18 protein-coding genes are annotated in these 17,099 nt (G+C 73.0%); 4 read left to right on the top strand and 14 right to left on the bottom strand.

The window, feature by feature from the left end:
- Together ACZ4UB_RS28410 and ACZ4UB_RS28405 are read right to left on the bottom strand one after the other, a co-directional pair.
- A complete protein-coding gene (locus tag ACZ4UB_RS28410) occupies window positions 1–408 on the bottom strand; it encodes a helix-turn-helix domain-containing protein (protein ID WP_468074415.1) in 408 nt (135 codons plus the stop codon).
- A 70-nt stretch (window positions 409–478) separates the two neighbouring features.
- A complete protein-coding gene (locus tag ACZ4UB_RS28405) occupies window positions 479–838 on the bottom strand; it encodes a MerR family transcriptional regulator (RefSeq protein ID WP_468074414.1) in 360 nt (119 codons plus the stop codon).
- A gap of 59 nt (window positions 839–897) precedes the next feature.
- Here ACZ4UB_RS28405 and ACZ4UB_RS28400 point away from each other — a divergent pair, with 59 nt between their 5' ends.
- From ACZ4UB_RS28400 to ACZ4UB_RS28390, 3 genes are all read left to right on the top strand, one after another.
- Window positions 898–1,263 carry a putative quinol monooxygenase gene (locus ACZ4UB_RS28400; RefSeq protein ID WP_468074412.1) on the top strand — a complete coding sequence of 122 codons (366 nt, stop codon included), beginning with the start codon at window positions 898–900 and terminating at the stop codon, window positions 1,261–1,263.
- A 138-nt stretch (window positions 1,264–1,401) separates the two neighbouring features.
- On the top strand, window positions 1,402–5,052 hold the full coding sequence (locus ACZ4UB_RS28395) for a CHAT domain-containing protein (RefSeq protein WP_468074410.1): 3,651 nt from the start codon (window positions 1,402–1,404) through the stop codon (window positions 5,050–5,052).
- A gap of 6 nt (window positions 5,053–5,058) precedes the next feature.
- The gene (locus ACZ4UB_RS28390; RefSeq protein WP_468074408.1) at window positions 5,059–5,808 is read left to right on the top strand and encodes a hypothetical protein; all 750 of its coding nucleotides are present in this window, start codon (window positions 5,059–5,061) and stop codon (window positions 5,806–5,808) included.
- Between the two features lie 50 nt (window positions 5,809–5,858).
- On the opposite strand, the gene ACZ4UB_RS28385 is transcribed toward ACZ4UB_RS28390, so the two are convergent.
- From ACZ4UB_RS28385 to ACZ4UB_RS28360, 6 genes are all read right to left on the bottom strand, one after another.
- Window positions 5,859–6,269, bottom strand: a complete 411-nt coding sequence (locus tag ACZ4UB_RS28385) for a hypothetical protein (protein ID WP_468074406.1) — start codon at window positions 6,267–6,269, stop codon at window positions 5,859–5,861.
- A gap of 139 nt (window positions 6,270–6,408) precedes the next feature.
- Entirely contained in the window at window positions 6,409–7,551 is a 1,143-nt protein-coding gene (locus tag ACZ4UB_RS28380) for a serine hydrolase domain-containing protein (protein ID WP_468074404.1), read from the bottom strand.
- Window positions 7,552–7,706: 155 nt separating this feature from the next.
- Entirely contained in the window at window positions 7,707–8,546 is an 840-nt protein-coding gene (locus tag ACZ4UB_RS28375; protein WP_468074402.1) for a putative protein N(5)-glutamine methyltransferase, read from the bottom strand.
- A 13-nt stretch (window positions 8,547–8,559) separates the two neighbouring features.
- Window positions 8,560–9,450, bottom strand: a complete 891-nt coding sequence (locus tag ACZ4UB_RS28370; RefSeq protein WP_468074400.1) for a sigma-70 family RNA polymerase sigma factor — start codon at window positions 9,448–9,450, stop codon at window positions 8,560–8,562.
- Window positions 9,451–9,547: 97 nt separating this feature from the next.
- Complete coding sequence (locus tag ACZ4UB_RS28365) at window positions 9,548–10,798, bottom strand: GNAT family N-acetyltransferase (RefSeq protein WP_468074398.1); 1,251 nt, start codon at window positions 10,796–10,798, stop codon at window positions 9,548–9,550.
- 76 nt (window positions 10,799–10,874) lie between these two features.
- On the bottom strand, window positions 10,875–11,471 hold the full coding sequence (locus ACZ4UB_RS28360; protein ID WP_468074396.1) for an RsiG family protein: 597 nt from the start codon (window positions 11,469–11,471) through the stop codon (window positions 10,875–10,877).
- A gap of 133 nt (window positions 11,472–11,604) precedes the next feature.
- On the opposite strand from ACZ4UB_RS28360, the gene dtd reads away from it, so the two are divergent.
- On the top strand, window positions 11,605–12,030 hold the full coding sequence (dtd, locus tag ACZ4UB_RS28355; RefSeq protein WP_354381185.1) for a D-aminoacyl-tRNA deacylase: 426 nt from the start codon (window positions 11,605–11,607) through the stop codon (window positions 12,028–12,030).
- 18 nt (window positions 12,031–12,048) lie between these two features.
- Here the strand turns inward: dtd and ygfZ are convergent, their stop codons facing one another.
- The 6 genes from ygfZ to ACZ4UB_RS28325 all read right to left on the bottom strand — a co-directional run bounded on the left by ygfZ (window position 12,049) and on the right by ACZ4UB_RS28325 (window position 16,951).
- Window positions 12,049–13,014 (bottom strand): CAF17-like 4Fe-4S cluster assembly/insertion protein YgfZ, encoded by a 966-nt coding sequence (ygfZ, locus tag ACZ4UB_RS28350; protein WP_468074394.1) that lies wholly within the window; start codon window positions 13,012–13,014, stop codon window positions 12,049–12,051.
- 10 nt (window positions 13,015–13,024) lie between these two features.
- Window positions 13,025–13,474: a Fur family transcriptional regulator gene (locus tag ACZ4UB_RS28345; RefSeq protein WP_468074392.1), complete on the bottom strand. Its 450-nt coding sequence runs from the start codon at window positions 13,472–13,474 to the stop codon at window positions 13,025–13,027.
- An 87-nt stretch (window positions 13,475–13,561) separates the two neighbouring features.
- Window positions 13,562–14,134 (bottom strand): heme-binding beta-barrel domain-containing protein, encoded by a 573-nt coding sequence (locus tag ACZ4UB_RS28340; protein ID WP_354381182.1) that lies wholly within the window; start codon window positions 14,132–14,134, stop codon window positions 13,562–13,564.
- A gap of 287 nt (window positions 14,135–14,421) precedes the next feature.
- A complete protein-coding gene (locus tag ACZ4UB_RS28335) occupies window positions 14,422–15,309 on the bottom strand; it encodes a hypothetical protein (protein WP_468074390.1) in 888 nt (295 codons plus the stop codon).
- Window positions 15,306–16,196 (bottom strand): hypothetical protein, encoded by an 891-nt coding sequence (locus ACZ4UB_RS28330; protein ID WP_468074388.1) that lies wholly within the window; start codon window positions 16,194–16,196, stop codon window positions 15,306–15,308. The genes ACZ4UB_RS28335 and ACZ4UB_RS28330 overlap by 4 nt, the downstream gene beginning before the upstream one ends.
- Entirely contained in the window at window positions 16,193–16,951 is a 759-nt protein-coding gene (locus ACZ4UB_RS28325; protein WP_468074386.1) for a hypothetical protein, read from the bottom strand. Before ACZ4UB_RS28325 ends, ACZ4UB_RS28330 begins: the two co-directional genes overlap by 4 nt.
- Window positions 16,952–17,099: the final 148 nt, after the last annotated feature.

The following is a 17,099-nucleotide window of genomic DNA, read 5'->3' as shown; positions in this document are numbered from 1 at the left end:
TCAGTTCGTCTGGGGCATCGCGTCGTCGGGGCCGGCGCCGGCGCCGGCCTCAAGCTCGGCGTCGAGCGCGTTCTCCTTGCGGAACGACTCGTAGATCTGCAGCAGGACCTGCTTCTGCCGCTCGTTGATCGACGGGTCGGCGAGGATGACGGCGCGCGTCTCCACCTCGTCGCGGTCCCGCTCGTCGAGGATCCCGGCCTGCACGTACAGCGTCTCCGCGGAGATCCGCAGCGCCTTGGCCAGCTGCTGCAAGATGTCCGCGCTCGGCTTGCGCAGCCCGCGCTCGATCTGGCTGAGGTACGGATTGGACACCCCCGCCGCATCGGCCAGTTGCCGCAGCGAGAGCTGTGCCTGCCGCCGCTGCTCGCGCAGGTACTCGCCGAGGTTCCCGACGTTGAGCGATGCCATACCCCGATCCTGCCGCACCTTGCTAACTATTGCAAGCACCCGCTTGCAATAACTCCCACCCCCGCGCCCCCTAGTCGCCGATCCGTGCGCGGGCCCGGGTGGCGACGACGAGCTCGGCCAGTGACGCGCGGGTTTCCGACAGCGCGGAGATCCGGTCGTCCAGACCGTCGAGATGTTCTTGGAGCGTCTCCAGCTTGCATTCGGCGACCGTGCCGTCCTGGCGGACGCACGGCTGCAGGTCGCGGATGACACGGGTCGGCAGGCCGGCGTCCAGCAGCGCGCGAATGCGCCGCACCATCACGGGGGCGCTCTCGTCGTAGCGGCGGTGGCCGCTGTCGAGGCGGTGGGACTCCAGAAGGCCCTGCTCCTCGTAGTAGCGCAACAGCCGGACGGAGGTGCCCGTCGTGGCGGCGAGCTCACCGATCTTCATGTGGCGCTCCTCACAGCCCCTTGAATCTCACATCGATGTGAGATCTTAGCGTGAGGGCCATGACGACCACAGAACGCCCCCTAGCCCTCTACGGTTTCCTGCGCCCCAGGCCGGAGCGCGCGGACGAGGTCCGGCGCATCCTCTCCTCCTTCGTGGAACCCACCCGACAGGAGCCCGGCAACCTGCAGTACCACCTCCACGAGCACGAGGACGGCCGCTTCTTCCTGTACGAGGTCTGGCGCTCCCAGGAGGACCTGGACCGGCACAACGCGACACCTCCCCTGCGCGCCTTCCTGGACGACCTGCCGACCTTCCTGGAGCAGGCGCCCGAGGGCTACTTCGACACCATGCTCAGCCCGTACCCCGGCCCGGAACCGGTTCCCGCGAACGCCGCGTCGGTGACGACGAGCACGCACGCCCGGTGACCCGTCGGCGGACCGGCCGAGGGGCGGGGTCGCGGGCGGTCCCGGGGGCTGCGGGGAGTATCGCCGTGTGGGCGCGGGCGGGTGGGTCGCTGCGGCACACTGGCGACGGGCGGGATTCCGGCAACGGGGGGTGGCGCGGTGTCCGATCGCACGGGGGAGGTCCACCGGTTACGGGAAGAGGTCTTCCGCCTCCGCCAGCTGAACGGGGAGGCGGACCCCGACCGGCTGGCGCAGTTGGCCTGGGAATGCTGGGGGCACCAACTCGGCGCCGAGACGGCCTATGTGGCGCGGTGCACGATCCACCGGGATGCGGTCGACGGCGGTGACCCGGATCGGCTGGTGTACGCCCGGGCGCTCCTGATCGGGTCCCTGAACCACGGCCGACGGCTCGCCGAAGCGGCGGAGATCATCGACCGGGGGGAACCGCCGACCCCGGGAAGCTCTCCCTCGGCCCGCTTCCAACTGCACCTCATCGAGGGTGTGGTGCTGATCGAAACCGGACGCTACGAGGAGGCGCTCACCCGGTTCCGGCTCGCCGACGCACACACCGACCACGTCGACTCCGGGGAGCCGCTCGGCGTGCTGGAGCTGAACCGGGGAGCGGCGCTGAACTCGCTGGGCCGCTACGACGAGGCGATCACCGCACACCACCGCGCCCTGGCAGAACTGCCGGCACACCGTCGCGTGGAGGCGCTGCCCAACCTCGCCAACGCGCTGGCGGGCAGCGGGCGCACGGAGGACGCCGAACAGGCCTACCGGGAGGCGTTCGCCGCGGCCAGCGGCAAGCCCGGGGTCCAGGGGAACGTCCTGAGCAACCTCGCCAAGCTCCTCATGGCCGCGGACCGCGCCGACGAAGCGGTGACGTTGTTGCGCGACGCCCTGGACCTGCGGGCCGCCGCCGGCGACGTCATCGGTCAGGCCCGGTCGCACGCGCTGATGAGCGTGTTGCTGGTCGATCGCCTGGATTTCCGGGGTGCCTTGGACCATGTGGAGCGCTCCTTGGCGCTGAGCCGTGGCGCAGGGGTGCCCGATGCCCCGGAAGTGGTCGAGCGGGCCCGCGATGTGGCCCACATGGTGAGCGGGCTGGACAACTCGCCCGCCGAGGAAGCGCGGATCCTGGCCCATCGGATGCGCCGGGCCGTGAAGGTCTCGGACCTGAGGGAGCTGCTCGAATCGGCCCCCGCGCAGGTGCTGCGGCGGGTCGGCCCGGTGCTGGAACGGGAGCGGCAGCAGGAAGGGGGCGGCGAGGCGCTCAAGGAGCTGGTCCGTCTCGTGCAGCGGGTGGTGGAGCGGGGCCCGCAGATGGCGATCGCGGAGTTCACCGCGCAGCAGGTCGAGCGCAACAGGCTCATCGCCACGGCCAGGGAATTCCTCGCGAGCGATTCCTGGCTGGCGCGCAAGCGCTACTACGAGTCCCACCGGGAGGCGCTGGAGAGCGAGGAGCTGCGGCGGATGCTGCCGGGGCTGGCCGGGCAGCCGGGACCGTTGCACATCGCCCCGCAGGACGTCGAAGCCCTGCTGCGGCTCGTCGTGGCATGCCGGGAGGAGGGGGTCGACATGGCGTTCGCCCGGCTCCCGCCCGAGGACGGCATGGACCTGGTCAACCGCTTCGTGCAGGTGGGGACCTGGCGGGAGAGCCTGGCCCTCCTCCAGGCGCACCCGGCCCAGCTCCTCGACGACGAGGTGGCGCGGGTACTGGAACGGGCGGCCCTCGGGCCGAACCCGATGCAGCGCAGCCGGCTGCGGATCCATCTGGAAGTGCTGCGGCAGTGCCGGCTGGTGGGGCCGGAGGCGGCCTGCGCCGCCGCTCCCGGCTCCGTGGACGGGTCGCTGGGCCTGAAGAGCGTCACCGGCAGCTGGAGCCTGGAGCACACCGGGGCGGATCCCGACGACCCGTTCGCGAGCATGCGGGCCATGGCCGAACAAGCGGCGGCGAGCGGCGACGAGGAGTCCGAGATGCTGGCACTCCTCGGCCTCGGACAGGCATATCTGGACCGGACCGAGGGCGATCGGCGGCGCAATCTCGAACGGGCGCGCCGGGCGCTCTCACGGGAGCGGGAGATCTCCTGGTCCATGCTCCGCTTCCAGACCTTCGCCGGGACCAGCGTGCGCCTCGGGACGGCGTTGCTGGAACTGAGCAGGCTGAGCCCGCCGGGGGAGGAGCTCCTGGAAGAGGCCAGGTCCGTCTTCGGGGAGCTGCTCGGGCGCTCGGACGGCCGGTTCCCCGCCTGGAACGTCCGGCCGGCGGCCCGCGGCATGTACGAGACCCTGGCGGCCCTGGAAGCTGCGGAGCCCGCCCTGGGGCATCGCGCGAGCTTCCGGGCCGAGCGCACCGCCGCCTGCCAGGCCGCGATGGACGCCTCCGACGAACTCGTGCGCACCGGTGGGGTGGAGGACCGCCGCGCGGAGTTCGAGCAGACCTTCTGGGCCTGTGCGCAGTTGGTGGAGGACCGCTTCGCCGAGGGTCGCTTCGCCGATGCGCTGCTCGCCGCCGAGCGGGGTCGGGGGCGCGGCTTCCTCACGGAGATCGGCGGCGCCGGCCCCCTGCCCGACTTCGTGCCCGTGGCCCTCGCCCGTCGGGAGGACGAGGCGCGGTCCCGGCTCGCCGTGCTCAGGAGGCGGGACCCCGGGGCGGACCGTGTGGACGTCCTCGCGGCGGAGCGGGACCTGGCCCACGTACACGCCGAACTCGCCGAGCTGTCGCCCCGGTTGGCCCAGCTGCGCACGGGCGCGCCACCGACCCTGGACGAGCTCCTCGAACTGAGGGGCACGCTCGAACCCGGCACGGTGCTGCTGTCCTGGTTCTCGATGCCGCATGCCTGCATCGCCTTCGCCCTCTTCGACGACGGAACGGTGCTGGCCGAGAAGTCGCCCCTGTCCTGGGCTGACCTGGAGTCCTACTGCGCGCTGGCCAGGGCTGACGTCTGGCGCCGCCCCGGCAGCCCCGACCAGCCCCTCTCGCCGGCCTGGGCGACGCTCACCGACGCCCTGGTGCCGCGCGCCTGGTGCGCGCGCGTGGCGGCGGCGACGGCGACCGTCCTCGTACCGCACGGCCTGCTCCACGAACTGCCGCTGCACGTGCTCCCCGTGGCCGGGCTGGACGGCCGGTCGCTGATCGAGAGCGCCCCCGTGCGCTACCTGCCGGGTCTGGCCCTGGGGCGACGCCTCGACAACCGCCGCCCCGGGGACGGGTCCGCCCTCGTACTCGCCCACTCGGGCGCCGCCCCGGCCGCGGAGGAGGACGAGTTCCTCCGGGAGGCGCGCGAGGCCACGGCGCTGCTGGGCGCGGGAAGGGACCGTACCGCCACCGGGCCCGCCGCCAGGATCGACCTCATCGCCGCACTGGGGCCGACGCTGGACGCCCTGCACATCGCGGCGCACGGATTCTTCGATCCGCAGGATCCCCTCGGCTCCGGCCTGCTCCTGTCCGACGGTACGCGGGAGGGGTTCGAGGTGCTCTCCGCGCGCACGGTGATCTCCCGGGTGCGGCTCAACGGGGCGGTCGTGGTGCTCAGCGGGTGCGAGTCCAACCGCCGCGAGCTGGGGCCGACCGACGAGGGCGAGGGGCTCGTCCGGGCCTTCCTGGTGGCCGGGGCCCGGCAGGTCGTCGCGAGCCAGTGGAAGGTCGACTCGGCGGTGACCCGCTCGCTGATGCACCGCTACTACTCCCGGGTGCGGCGGCACGCCGACGTGCCCGGGGCCATGCGGGACGCCGCGCTGGAGCTGCGCGGCGAACCGGACACCGCACACCCCTACTACTGGGGTCCGTTCGTCGTCGTGGGAGTGTGACGCGCAATGCCCCTGGAACAAGCCGGCGCCGAGGTGTTTCCCGAGTGGCGCTCGGACGCCCTCCCCCACCGGTTGGAGCCCGCCGACGAGGGAAGCGGCGTACGGGGGCCGGCCGCGCTGCCCGCCGGCGCCGGCGGACCGCACGTCGAACTGCCCCGTACCGTCTTCGACTGCGTCTCCCTCGACGCCCTGCGCGACCACCCGTCGGTGGATCCGCTCGTCAGGGCCCAACTAGAGGCGGGCGTCACCTTCCGGCTCCTGCGGTTCCCCTTCTCGCTGCGCCCGCCGGCCGACGGCGTCGTCCGCGAGATCGTCTTCTCCGTACGGCTCGACGGTGACGGCGGGAGCGCGCCGCCGCGCGTGCACAGCATCCACCCCACGCGCGAGGAGACGCACGACGAGGTGGCGACCGATGTCGCCCTGGAACCGCAGCTGAGCCTCGGCTCGCTCGCCCAGGTGGGAGTGGGCCGGATCGGGCGCACGGTCACGGCGCGGCGCAGTCGCGCCGCCGTGGTGGGGCTGTGGGGGGAGCGCGGCGCGGACTGGGTGCTCCGGGCGCCGCACCGCTCGGACCCGGGTCTGGACGGCACCTGGGAGTTCCTCTCGGTCGTCCGCTGGGACGGGCCGCCGGGTCGGCTGGGCGCGCTGCTGTCCGTGTCGGCGACGGTGGAGACGGCCAGGATGCTGTGGACGACGAAACGGGTGGAGCACGCGTACGGGCCGTACGAACTCGTCGGGTGCCAAGCCATCGTGTGACGCCTACGGGCGCACCCCGCGGGGTGCGCCCGCGCCGCGGCGGGGGGGCGTCAGCCCTGGCAGGCCTTGGTGGTGTCGCCGTCCTTGCAGATGCGGACCCAGGGGCCGTCCCAGAAGCTGTACGGGCCCATCGTGGCGGACACGTCGATCGTGCCGGGACCGCACTGCTTCTGCGGGGCCTTGACCCAGATCTGGGGTCCGCGCGGCTTGCCGACGAAGCCCACGCCGACCGAGACCGTGTAACAGGCCGAGGGGTCGGTGACCTTCAGCGTGCCCTTCGCCGTCACCGTGCCGGCGTTGTCGACCCAGGTGGTGCTGACCGTGCCGGTGCTGCTCGCGCCGGTGACGCTCGTGTCCCAGGGGGCGGTGATGACCGAGTCGGCGGAGGCGGTGCCCGCGCCGACGGCCAGCATGAGCGCGGCGCCGGTGGTCGCGGTGGCGAGGGTCATGAGCTTGCGCATGCCGTCGTGTCCTTTCGTCGTGGCCGTGCCGGAACGCACTGCCGCGAGGACGCTACGAAGCCCCCCTATCGGGCCGATATCGTGCCCGCCGAGCACCTCACCGCCGATCCGCCGAGCGGATGGCCGGGGCCCGGCCGGGTCAGCGGCGGCACAGGGCGGTGTCCACGAGGGCGGTCACGCGGTTCATGGCGGCCTTGTCGCTCGGCTGCGTGGTCACCGCGATGTTCGCGGCGCGGCCCTGGGCGGTGGCTCCGCCGCGGGTCTCGTACCCCGGGAAGCTGCCGCCGTGCCCCCAGTAGACGCCGCCGCAGGACAGCGGGAAGCTCACGAGGCCCAGGCCGTAGCGGGCGCCGGGGCCGAAGTACTCGGCGGACACCGTGGTCCGCATCTGGTCCAGTTGGGCCTTCTCCAGCAGGTCGCCGGAGAGGAGCGCGCCGTAGAAGCGGTTGAGGTCCGCGTTGGTGGAGATCATCTGCCCCGCCGCCCAGGCCCACGAGGGGTCCATCTCCGTGACGTCGCGCAGCGGGGCGCCCGGCGCGTCCCGGTCGTAGCCCTTGGGGTGGGGCTCGCGGATGGTGGGGTCGCCCGGGGCGGGGAAGTAGGTGTGGCGCAGCCCGGCGGGCCGGATGACGCGCCGCTCGAACTCCTCGGCCAGCGGGCGGTGGGTGACCTGCTCGACGACCATGCCGGCCAGCACGTAGTTCGTGTTGCTGTACTCCCACTTCTCGCCCGGCTCGAAGTGGCCCTCGTGCCGCAGGGCGATGTCGACGAGCTCGCGGGGTTCGTAGTGGCGCAACTGGAGGTCGTACTCGGTGTAGTTGGGGAGCCCGCTGGTCTGCTGCAACAGGTGCCGGACGGTGATCCGGCGACCGTCGATCCGCTCACCGCGGACCAGGCCCCGCAGGTACTCGTCGACCGGGGTGTCGAGGCCGATCTTCCCCTCGGCCACCAGTTGCAGCACGACCACCGCGGTGAAGGCCTTGGTGTTGCTGCCGATCCGCACCTGGCCGTCCGCGGGCACCGGCGCCCCGGTGGCCAGGTCGCCGACCCCCGCGGTGTACGAACGCGAGTGCCCGCCTGGGCCCTTGACGCTCGCCAGCGCCCCGGGCAGGCCGTCCTCGCGCACCAGCGCGTCCAGACCCCGCTGTACGGAGTCCGGCCGGGCGGCGGCGAACGCCGCGGGCGCCGCCGGCCCGGACACCGCGAGGGCGGCGCCGGCGACGGCGGCCGCCAGCACGGCCCGGAGCGGGGAAGGGAACCTCTGCCACGTCTGCACACGCACGGGCCAACTCCTGCTGGGTGGTGGGGAATCCGCCGGTACGCACCGGCCTGACCAGCATGTCCCGGTCCGCCCGCCCGCCACGACCCCGCTAACCGCCCGGTGCGGGCGGGGGTTGTCCCCCCGCCGCCCCGGGGGGCTGCCGGGGCCCGCGCGCCCTACAGCGCCGCCGTGCCGATGACCACGGTCGCTTCGAGTTCCTCCGAGGACACCACCGCGACCTCGCCGAAGCCGGCCGTCGTCAGCGCCTCCGCGGTCCGCGGCGCCTGGTGCTCGCCGGTCTCGATCAGCAGCCGTCCGCCCGGCGCGAGCCACGGCAGGGCCCCCGCCGCGACCCTGCGCTGCACGGCGACCCCGTCCGCACCGCCGTCGAGGGTGGCCAGGGGTTCGTGCTCGCGGGCCTCGGGCGGCAGCAGCGCGATCCGGTCCGTGGGCACGTACGGCGCGTTCGCGACCAGCACGTCCACCGCGCCCAACAGCCGGGCGGGCAGCGGGCCGTAGAGGTCGCCCGCGTAGACCCGGCCGCCGTAGGGCGCCACATTGCGCACCGCGTACGAGACGGCCACCGGATCGATGTCGACGGCGTGCAGCTCCACCCCGCCACCCCCGTCCCCACCCAGCCGCGCCGCCACGGCCGCACCGACGGCGCCGACCCCGCAGCACAGGTCCAGCACCACCGCACCCGCACCGGCCCGCGTCCCGGCCGCGGCCTCGCGCACCAGGAACTCGCTGCGCCGGCGCGGTACGAAGACCCCCGCGCCCACCTCCATCCGCAGCCCGCAGAACTCGGCCCAGCCCACCACGTGTTCCAGCGGCTGACCGGCCACCCGGCGCGCCACCAACGCGGCCAGGTCGGCGCCCTGCGCCGCCGCGTCCAGCAGCAGCTGCGCCTCCTCCTCCGCGAAGACGCAGCCCGCCGCGCGCAGGACGGCGACGAGGCCCTCCCCGTCGAGGGACGGGGAAGGGGAAGGGGACGGGAGCGGGGGAATCGAAGGCATCGAAGACAAGGGCTCAGTCCTCCAGGACCGCGACGTCGAGGTGTGCCAGCCGGACGGGGTCCGCCAGGATGTCGATCGCGACGATGAGGCCGCCGCTGACCGTGAAGCCCATGACCGCGACCGGCTTGCCGTCGGGCATCGTGACCACGCCGGGCGCGCCGTTGACCAGCGCGGGACGCGCGAAGGGCGACAGCCGCTGGAAGGTGAGCGCCTGCCGGGCCACCGCCCGCGCACCGCGCACGGGACCGCCCGGCCCGCCCGCCCCCGCTCCGAGGTCCACGCGCAGCACGACCTCCGGGTCCAGGACCGCGATCAGGTCCTCGAAGCTGCCGCCGCGCGCGGCCGCGAGGAAGGCCCCGACGACCTCCCGCTGGCGCTCCGGGTCCGGATCGGGGGCGGGCGCGCCGCCCTGGACCCGGCGCCGTGCCCGGCTCGCGAGCTGCCGGGCGGCGGCCGGGGTGCGGTCCACCAGGGGCGCGATCTCCTCGAAGGGCACCGCGAACATGTCGTGCAGGACGAACGCCAGCCGTTCCGCGGGGGCCAGTTGCTCCAGTACGACGAGGAGGGCCAGCCCGACCGAGTCCGCGAGCAGCACCTCCTGCTCCGGGTCGAGCCCGTCCGCACGGCTCACGATCGGGTCCGGGACGTGGATCCGCGCCTCCAGCGACTCCTCGCGGCGCGTCGTGCGGGAGCGCAGCTGGTCCAGGCAGACGCGGGCGACGACCGTGGTGAGCCAGCCGCCCAGATTGGTGACCCCGCTCGTGTCGGCGCGGTCCAGCCGGATCCAGGCCTCCTGGACGGCGTCCTCGGCCTCGGCCAGCGAGCCGAGCATGCGGTAGGCGACGGCCCGCAGGTGCGTGCGCCGCTCCTCGAACCGTGCCGCCAGAAAGTCGCTCTCGTCCATCGCGCGCTCCGCTCCCCTGTTCCCCGTCGTCCTCGTACGTCCGTCGTCCCTCTGACGCGTCCCGGGCCCCCGGTGTGACGGGGGCGGTGGGCGCCGCTCAGAAGACGTCGGGGCACCAGGGTCGCCGCGCGGTGCGGAAGACCGCGTCCGCCAGGGCCAGCGCCCCGGGTCGCAGCTCCTCGATCCCGCCCAGCGCGGCCCACCGCACCGCCGACCCGTCGCCCAGGTAGAGCGAGCCGAGCCGCGCCACGTCCAGGCGCAGGTCCGCGGGCTCCGTCGTCGGGGCGCAGGCGGCCGCGCCCGTCCCCGCGACCAGCCGGAAGCGGCCCCCGGCGAGCCCGGCCGGGTCGGTGACCTCCAGGACGAGGCTCCCGGGCACGGCGTACGTGCGCGCGCCGAGCGCCGCCGCGACGTCCAGCAGCCGCACCCACAGGTAGTCGGCGTCGGTCACCATGCGGGCGGCGCGCGGGTCGGGCAGCAGCGAGGGGACCAGGTCGTCCGGGGCCCGGTAGCCGGTGCGCACCTTCATCACCCAGTCGATCGAGCACAGGTAGTGCCACAGCGCCCGCTGCGCCGCCACGGTGGTCGCGACGAGGTCCTTGACCTCGACGGTGTTGAGCGGGAGCTTGGCGTCCGTCCAGTGGTCGTCCGCCCGGTAGCTGACCACTCCCTCCGCCTCGCCGGCCGCCGAGCGGTACACCGCGAAGAACCGGGGCTTGTAGGGGCGGACGGAGATTTCCTCCAGGCCGGTGGCCAGGCTCCACCAGCGCTCCGGCCGGTCGATCGCGCCGTGCGTCGTGGCGCGCAGCCGCTCGTGCACGGCGGGGCCCACCCGTCGCATCTCGGCGGCGTCCACCAGGTCGATCCGGCCGCCGTCCTCGGGGGCGGCCCAGCGGGGGTCGAGTCCGGTGCGCGGGACGTCGATCTCCCACTCCGAGACGGCGGTGGCGGGCCCGTATCCGTAGCGGCCGTAGATGGGGTATTCGGCGGCGATGAGCGTCGACAGCACCTCGCCGCGCTCCTTGGCGGCGGTGAGCTCGGCGCGCATCATCCGGCCGAGCAGGCCGCGGCGGCGGTGCGTGGGCGACACGGTGACGTTGGAGACGGCGCTCGCGGGCAGCTGCGCGCCGCCCGGCACGGTGATCTGCTGCGCGAAGGAACGGAAGGTGCCCACGCAGCGGCCGGTGTCCGCATCGAAGGCGCCCTGGGTGCGGGCGAGGTCCGTGTACTTGGCGCGCTGGGCGATGTCCGACTCGGTGACCGGCGTGGCGGTCAGGAAGCCGGTCGCCACGGCGCCCAGCCACATGGGCAGTTCGGATGCGGCGATGGTCCGGACGTCGATGCTCATGACGAGCCACGCTAATCGCGCCGCGGCATCGGGTCGCCCCATTTTCCGCGCCGGACCGGCCGGTCGGCGGGGCGGGTCAGACCAGCAGGTCGTCGACCTGCGCCTCGCCCTCCCGGTAGCGCCGGGTGATCTCCGCGCTGCAGTCGTCCGCCGTGCGCTGCAACTGCTGGCGGCGGCGCGAGACCTGCTGCTCGTAGCGGACCAGCTTGCCCATGCCCTCGTGCAGTTCGCCGTCCGTACGGGCGCCCAGGTCCGACAGCTCGACGTCGGCCAGCATCTCCGCCGCGAGCAGCCGGTACTCCTCGCTGTGCGGGGTGCCGAGCGTGACGTGGCGCGCGGAGGCGCTGCGGCTGGAGGGGGCGTCGGCGAGGATCTCGGAGAGCCGGTCGACGACCGGGGACTCGGGATCGGTGCGGCGGGCCAGTTCGGCGCGCAGGATGTCGATCCGGCCCTGCAGGAGTCTGCGGACGTAGCTCAGGTCGGCCTCGTCGCGCTGCGCGTCGCGGCGCAGCGCGCGCAGCTCGGGTAGGCCGAGCGAGACGGCGGGCCGCTGCGGGTCGCCGGTGACCGTGGCCGTGCCGGTGCGCTGCGCGGGCGGCCGGGCCGCGGAGGTCGCCGTGGAGGTCACTGAGGTGTCGGTGCCGGTGCCCGTGCCGGTGCCAGAAGTGTTCATGCGTGCGTGTCCGTCCCCTCGACCGGTGCATGGCAGCACCGCCTGCGAGCATCGTGCCACTCTCCGTGGTCCTGACGCAGGTCCACTCCACCCGATCGGCCCCGGACGGGTGCACGCCTGGTACACAGGTCGTATGCGAGCAGTGGTGCAGAGGGTGGACGGCGCGAGCGTCGTCGTCGCGGGCGAGACCGTCGGCGAGATCGTCGGCGAGGGACTGTGCGTGCTGGTGGGGGTGACCCACGACGACACTCCGGAGAAGGCCGCGCTGCTGGCGCGCAAGCTGTGGTCCGTACGGATCCTGGAGGCGGAGAAGTCCTGCAGCGACGTGGACGCGCCGCTGCTGGTGGTCTCCCAGTTCACGCTCTACGGCGACGCCCGCAAGGGCCGGCGCCCCACCTGGAACGCGGCCGCGCCCGGACCGGTCGCCGAGCCGCTGGTGGACGAGGTCGTCGCCCAGCTGCGCGCCCTGGGGGCGACGGTGGCGACGGGCCGGTTCGGGGCGGACATGCGCGTCTCGCTCACCAACCACGGCCCGTTCACCATCGTCATCGACATCTGAGGCGCTGCGGCTACGGCGCTACGGCGCCACGACGACCTCCTGCGCGGCCGCGATCGTGCCCGCCAGCAGCTGCGCGTCCACCGCGACGTTCCGCTTCACCAGCGCGAGGGCGATCGGCCCCAGCTCGTGGTGGCGGACCGCGGTGGTGACGAAGCCGAGCTGACGGCCCTCCGCGCCGTCGGCGGCCAGCCGTACGGGCGTGCCGTGCGGCGGGAGCAGCACGTCCGAGCCGTCCAGGTGCAGGAAGACCAGGCGGCGCGGCGGCTTCCCCAGGTTGTGGACGCGGGCGACCGTCTCCTGCCCCCGGTAGCAGCCCTTCTGCAGGTGGACCGCGGTGCCGATCCAGCCCAGCTCGTGCGGGATCGTGCGGTGGTCGGTCTCGGCGCCCAGCCGCGGCCGGTGCGCCTCGACGCGCAGCGCCTCGTAGGCGTCCAGCCCGGCGGCCGGGCCGTGGGCGGCGGCGAAGGCCTCCAGCTCCGCGCGGGGCAGGAAGACGTCGCGGCCGTACGGGGTCTCCCGTACGGCGTGCTCCTTGGCCACCTCGGCGGTCGAACCGGCCGGGAGGTGCACGACGGCGAAGTCGCCGGTGCGGTCGGCGGTTTCGACGCGGTAGAAGAACTTCATCGACTCCAGGTACGCGAGCAGCGCCTCCTGGGTGCCGGGCTCGACGTGCGCCCACACCGTCTCGCCGTCGTCGACCAGGTAGAGGGCGTGCTCGATGTGCCCGTTCGCGGAGAGGATCAGCGCCTCGGTGGCCTGTCCGGCCGGCAGTTCGGTCAGGTGCTGGGTGAGCAGCAGGTGCAGCCAGGACAGCCGTTCGGGACCGGAGACGGTGATGATGCCACGGTGCGAGAGGTCCACGAAGCCGCGGCCGTCGGCGAGGGCGCGCTGTTCGCCGTACAGCTCTCCGTAGTGGGCTGCTACGCCCTCGTCACGGCCTTCTGCCGCCACCGCACCGGGAAGATTGAGCAAAGGGCTGGTCATGGCCCCCAGCCTACGACTGTGCCCCCGCCGGTGCGGCAGCCGCCTTCGCGGTGCAGTCGCGGCAGCGCCCGAAGATCGCGAAGTGCTTCATGTCGGTCTCGAAGCCGAACTCGGCGCGCAGCTTGGCGGTGAACTCGGCGGCCACGTCCACGTCCGCCTCGATCACCTCGGTGCAGTCCCGGCAGACCAGGTGGATGTGGTGGTGCCGGTCGGCGAGGTGGTAGGTCGGCGCCCCGTGTCCGAGGTGGGCGTGCGAGACCAGGCCCAGCTCTTCCAGCAGCTCCAGGGTCCGGTACACGGTGGAGATGTTGATCCCGGAGGCGGTCTTGCGGACGTGCACGAGCAGCTCGTCGGGGGTGGCGTGTTCGAGAACGTCCACCGCTTCCAGCACGAGCTGGCGCTGCGGGGTCAGGCGGTACCCCCGTTGGCGCAGGTCACTCTTCCAGTCGGTGCTCACCACGCGCCCAGTGTAGGCGCGCGGAAGGGGACCGCGGAGGTTCCGCGGTCCCCTTTCACCGTGCGTAGCCGCCGCGGTGCCCCGTGGGGCTCAGCGGAAGAAGGCGATGCCGTCGTCCGGCATGTCCGGGAGGTTGCGCGCCATCTCGGCGACCTCCTCGGGCGTGACGACCTTCTTCAGCTGCGCCGACATGTACGGGCGCAGCTCGATCTCGGGGGTGGTCTTCTCCCCGACCCACATCAGGTCGCCCTTGACGTAGCCGTAGAGCCGCTTGCCGCCGCTGTGCGGGCGGGAGGTCGCGGTGCGCGCGACCGCGTCGGTGATCAGGTCGATCTGGGGCTTCTGGTCGGCCAGGTCGCCGTACCAGATCTCCACGACGCCCTGGTCGCGGACCATGACGACCTCGACCTTGCGCTGCTTGTCGATGCGCCAGTAGCCCTTCTCGGACTCCAGCGGGCGGACCTTCTTGCCGTCGGCGTCGAGGACCCACGTGTGCGAGGAGTACTCCAGGAAGTCCCGGCCGTCGTGGCTGAAGACGACCTCCTGGCCGAAGTTGCACTTCTCTTCACCGGGGTAGTCGAAGACGCCCGCGCCCTCCCAGGTACCGAGGAGGAAGGCGAGGGGCAGGAGGTCCGGGTTCAGGTCGGACGGGATCTGGATCATGAATGGCTGCTCAGGCGATCTGTGGGAGGAGGGTTTCCGGAGGGCAGGCCGATCAGGAGATCAGCGCTGGCCCTGGTACAGCTTCTTCACGGCCAGACCGCTGAAGGCGAGAACGCCGACGCAGACCAGGACCAGCAGGGAGGTGAAGACTGCCTCAAGCACGGGGTGCTCCTCGGAAGGTTCGTTTGGGTTCGGTGGGCAATGCGGGCCGGGGCCCAAGCCTACTGGCCCGGGCCCCGGGGCACCGTGTGAGGTAGGCCGTACCGCTGACGGACCCGCCGCGCGCCCTATTCCAGGAGTTGGTCCTGGAGGATCACCGTCTGGTGGAAGGGGACGTCGTTGACCGCGTCCTTCCGCGTCTGGATCACCATGCCGAGGAGGTCACCGGCCTGGATGCAGCCGACCTTGGTCTGCTGCGGACCGTAGGGCTTCTCCTCGACGAAGGTGGTGACCGCGGTGTGGTCCATCCGCCCCTTCGTGGACTGCCCGATCAGGGCCTTGGACCAGGCGGAGTCCAGGTCGAAGGAGTCCGCGCCCTGGAGCTCCATGCCGGACTTGCAGCCCTCGAAGGAGGCCACGAAGCCGCTGGAGTGGAAGCGCAGCAGGTAGACGCGGGTGGCGGTGCCGTCGGGGGTGGTCCAGCCGCGGCCCGCGATCTGACGCAGCGCGGCGTCCTCCTTGAGCCCTTGGACCACCCGGTCGTGGAACTTCCCGGAGAACTCGGCGAGGAAGCGGTCCTGGGTGACCATCCCGTCCTTGTCCGCCTTGAGGCTCTCGTCGGGCGTGGAGCCCTCCGGGGCGGGCAGCAGGAGCTGGCTCAGCGCCGCGTAGTGGATGCCTTCGGCGTTGTCCGGGCCGTAGGGCAGCGGGGCCCCCGCGGGCAGCACCGGCTTGGTGATCGTGGGGTAGTCCCAGCGGCCGTCGCCCAGGGTCGACAGGCCCGGGATCCGGGTCCGCTCCGGCTCGACCACGGCGTACGCCGTCAACGCCGCGGTGACGGCGAAGACCAGCACGGCCGCCGTCCAGCGCAGCGAGGCGAAGAGCGCGCGGCGGTCCCGCGGGGCGTCCGGCGCGTCCGGCGCGGCGGACAGGTCCGGCGCGGCGAAGGGGTTCACGGCCGGGGCCGCGGGGGCCTCGGTGGCGGCCAGGGTCTCGGTGGCGGTCTTGTCGGTCACGCGGACTCCCCGGGGGACTTCAGGTGGTCGAGCTGGCTCCGCAGGAGCTTGACCTCGGCGGCGGCGTCGAAGGGCTTGCCGCCGTAGGCGTGGAAGCTGATCAGGAAGTCGCCCTGGGAGGCGGCGCAGAGCACCGACTCCAAGGGGGCCTTCTTCTCGCCGTCGTCGTTCTTCGCGTCGTCGCCGACGGACCGCAGGGCGCACTTGACCTCGGGGTACCCCTCGACCTTGGGCGCCTGCCGGTCGTCGCCGATCAGTTCGAGCAGCTTCTTGGTGAACTCGCCGAACTGCTTGACCGCCTGCGGGTCCGCCTGCGTCAGCGAGATCTCGACGACCGCGTCCCCGGACTCGTTGCGGAAGGTGCGTCCGGCCTGGCCCTTGAGCTTGAGCCCGTCGATCATCTTGTTGCTCTCCGCGCGCCGGTCGGCGGGGAGGTTGCCGTTGTTCTCCTTCATGAGCTGGGCGGCCTTGGCGCCCGGCACGGTGAAGAAGTTGCTGTGCTCGCCCAGGTCGGGGCCCGGCCGGTAGTGCTCCGGCACCTCGATCAGCCGGTCGCCCAGCTCGCCGAGCGAGACGATCGGCGGGGTGGGCGCCACGGTCTGCGGGGCGGGGTCCTGCGCCTGCCAGTACACGGTGGCGGAGGTGCGGTCGGCGTCGGCGATCCAACCCTTGGCCCAGATGCCGAAGCCCGCGACGGCCGCGAGCGCCACCGCGGCGCCGACGGCGGCCACGGCCGCGCGGTTGACCGCGCGCGGCGGGCGGGCGCTGGCGAGCTGCTCCTGCGCGAAGGCGGGCTCGGGCGCGCCCGCGGGCCCGCCGTGGTCGGGTCCGGGCTCGTCCAGGGTGATCTCGGAGAGGGCCGGGGCCGGGTTCCTCGGCTCGGTCACAGCTGCTCCACCTGTCGCTTGGCCAGGTCGACGATGTCCTTCTCGGAGATCGCTCCCGTGTTGTCGAGGTATTCCATGTACATGGCGATGTTGCCGACCCGGGCGATCGCCCGGGCCTGGTGGACCGGCATGTACCCGGCCTCCTCGTGCGCCTTCGAGTACACCCAGGCGCGGCCGGTGCCCTTGAGGCCGTCCGGCAGCGGCACGCCGTCGTTCCCGGCGCCCTTCCTCGGGTCCGGCAGGTAGCTGGACTGCGAGCTCACGTAGGTCTCCGCGCCGGTGCGGTCGCGGAACTGCAGGAGGGTGATGCTCACCGAGACCCGGTCCCCCGCGTACCAGTGGGCCACCGCGACCCGTCGGACGTCACCCGAGTTGATCGAGCGCAGGCCCCGGCCGGGGTCGTCGAACCAGTCGGCCGCCCAGTCGCCGACGCCCTTGTAGCCGTGCTCGACCTGCTCCGCGCCCGCGGGCGCCTCCAGCAGCATCTTGGTGAGGTCGTCGTCCGTCCGGTCCCAGCGGTTCGCGTTGATCGAGCGGTACGTGGTCGAGTCGTCCGCCTTGATCGGCTTCGGGGTGGTCAGCCCCTGCTGGGCCAGCGGGCCCAGCGACGTCGGCGGGCGCTCGTACTGGACGGCGTAGCCCGTGGCGGTCCCGGCGCCCACGCCGAGCACGAGCGCGGCGGCGATCAGGAGCGCCGCCCGGCCGCGGCGACGCCGAGGAACGTCACTCAGCGTAGCGGCCGGGGTGTTTGCCACCGGAAATTCCGAGCTGTCCGGGTCCGGGGCGTTCTCGCCCTCTTTCCTCGGCTCGGGGATGGTCTGTTCGTGTTCCAAGAGAGGGTCCCCCCACAGGACTGCAGCCACAGGTCGCATCACCTGTGCACATGGAGGACTTGTATCTCAG

It is taken from the genome of Streptomyces sp. NPDC028419, assembly GCF_055565515.1.
This window is presented reverse-complemented; position numbering and strand designations above follow the sequence as displayed.

Excerpts from the sequence above, each read along its gene's own strand:
- ACZ4UB_RS28375 (WP_468074402.1), bottom strand. The coding sequence starts at position 8,546 with ATGCCTTCGATTCCCCCGCTCCCGTCCCCTTCCCCTTCCCCGTCCCTC.
- ACZ4UB_RS28410 (WP_468074415.1), bottom strand. The coding sequence starts at position 408 with ATGGCATCGCTCAACGTCGGGAACCTCGGCGAGTACCTGCGCGAGCAG.
- dtd (WP_354381185.1), top strand. The coding sequence starts at position 11,605 with ATGCGAGCAGTGGTGCAGAGGGTGGACGGCGCGAGCGTCGTCGTCGCG.
- ACZ4UB_RS28390 (WP_468074408.1), top strand. The coding sequence starts at position 5,059 with ATGCCCCTGGAACAAGCCGGCGCCGAGGTGTTTCCCGAGTGGCGCTCG.
- ACZ4UB_RS28385 (WP_468074406.1), bottom strand. The coding sequence starts at position 6,269 with ATGCGCAAGCTCATGACCCTCGCCACCGCGACCACCGGCGCCGCGCTC.
- ACZ4UB_RS28365 (WP_468074398.1), bottom strand. The coding sequence starts at position 10,798 with ATGAGCATCGACGTCCGGACCATCGCCGCATCCGAACTGCCCATGTGG.
- ACZ4UB_RS28400 (WP_468074412.1), top strand. The coding sequence starts at position 898 with ATGACGACCACAGAACGCCCCCTAGCCCTCTACGGTTTCCTGCGCCCC.
- ACZ4UB_RS28360 (WP_468074396.1), bottom strand. The coding sequence starts at position 11,471 with ATGAACACTTCTGGCACCGGCACGGGCACCGGCACCGACACCTCAGTG.
- ACZ4UB_RS28370 (WP_468074400.1), bottom strand. The coding sequence starts at position 9,450 with ATGGACGAGAGCGACTTTCTGGCGGCACGGTTCGAGGAGCGGCGCACG.
- ACZ4UB_RS28340 (WP_354381182.1), bottom strand. The coding sequence starts at position 14,134 with ATGATCCAGATCCCGTCCGACCTGAACCCGGACCTCCTGCCCCTCGCC.
- ACZ4UB_RS28405 (WP_468074414.1), bottom strand. The coding sequence starts at position 838 with ATGAAGATCGGTGAGCTCGCCGCCACGACGGGCACCTCCGTCCGGCTG.
- ygfZ (WP_468074394.1), bottom strand. The coding sequence starts at position 13,014 with ATGACCAGCCCTTTGCTCAATCTTCCCGGTGCGGTGGCGGCAGAAGGC.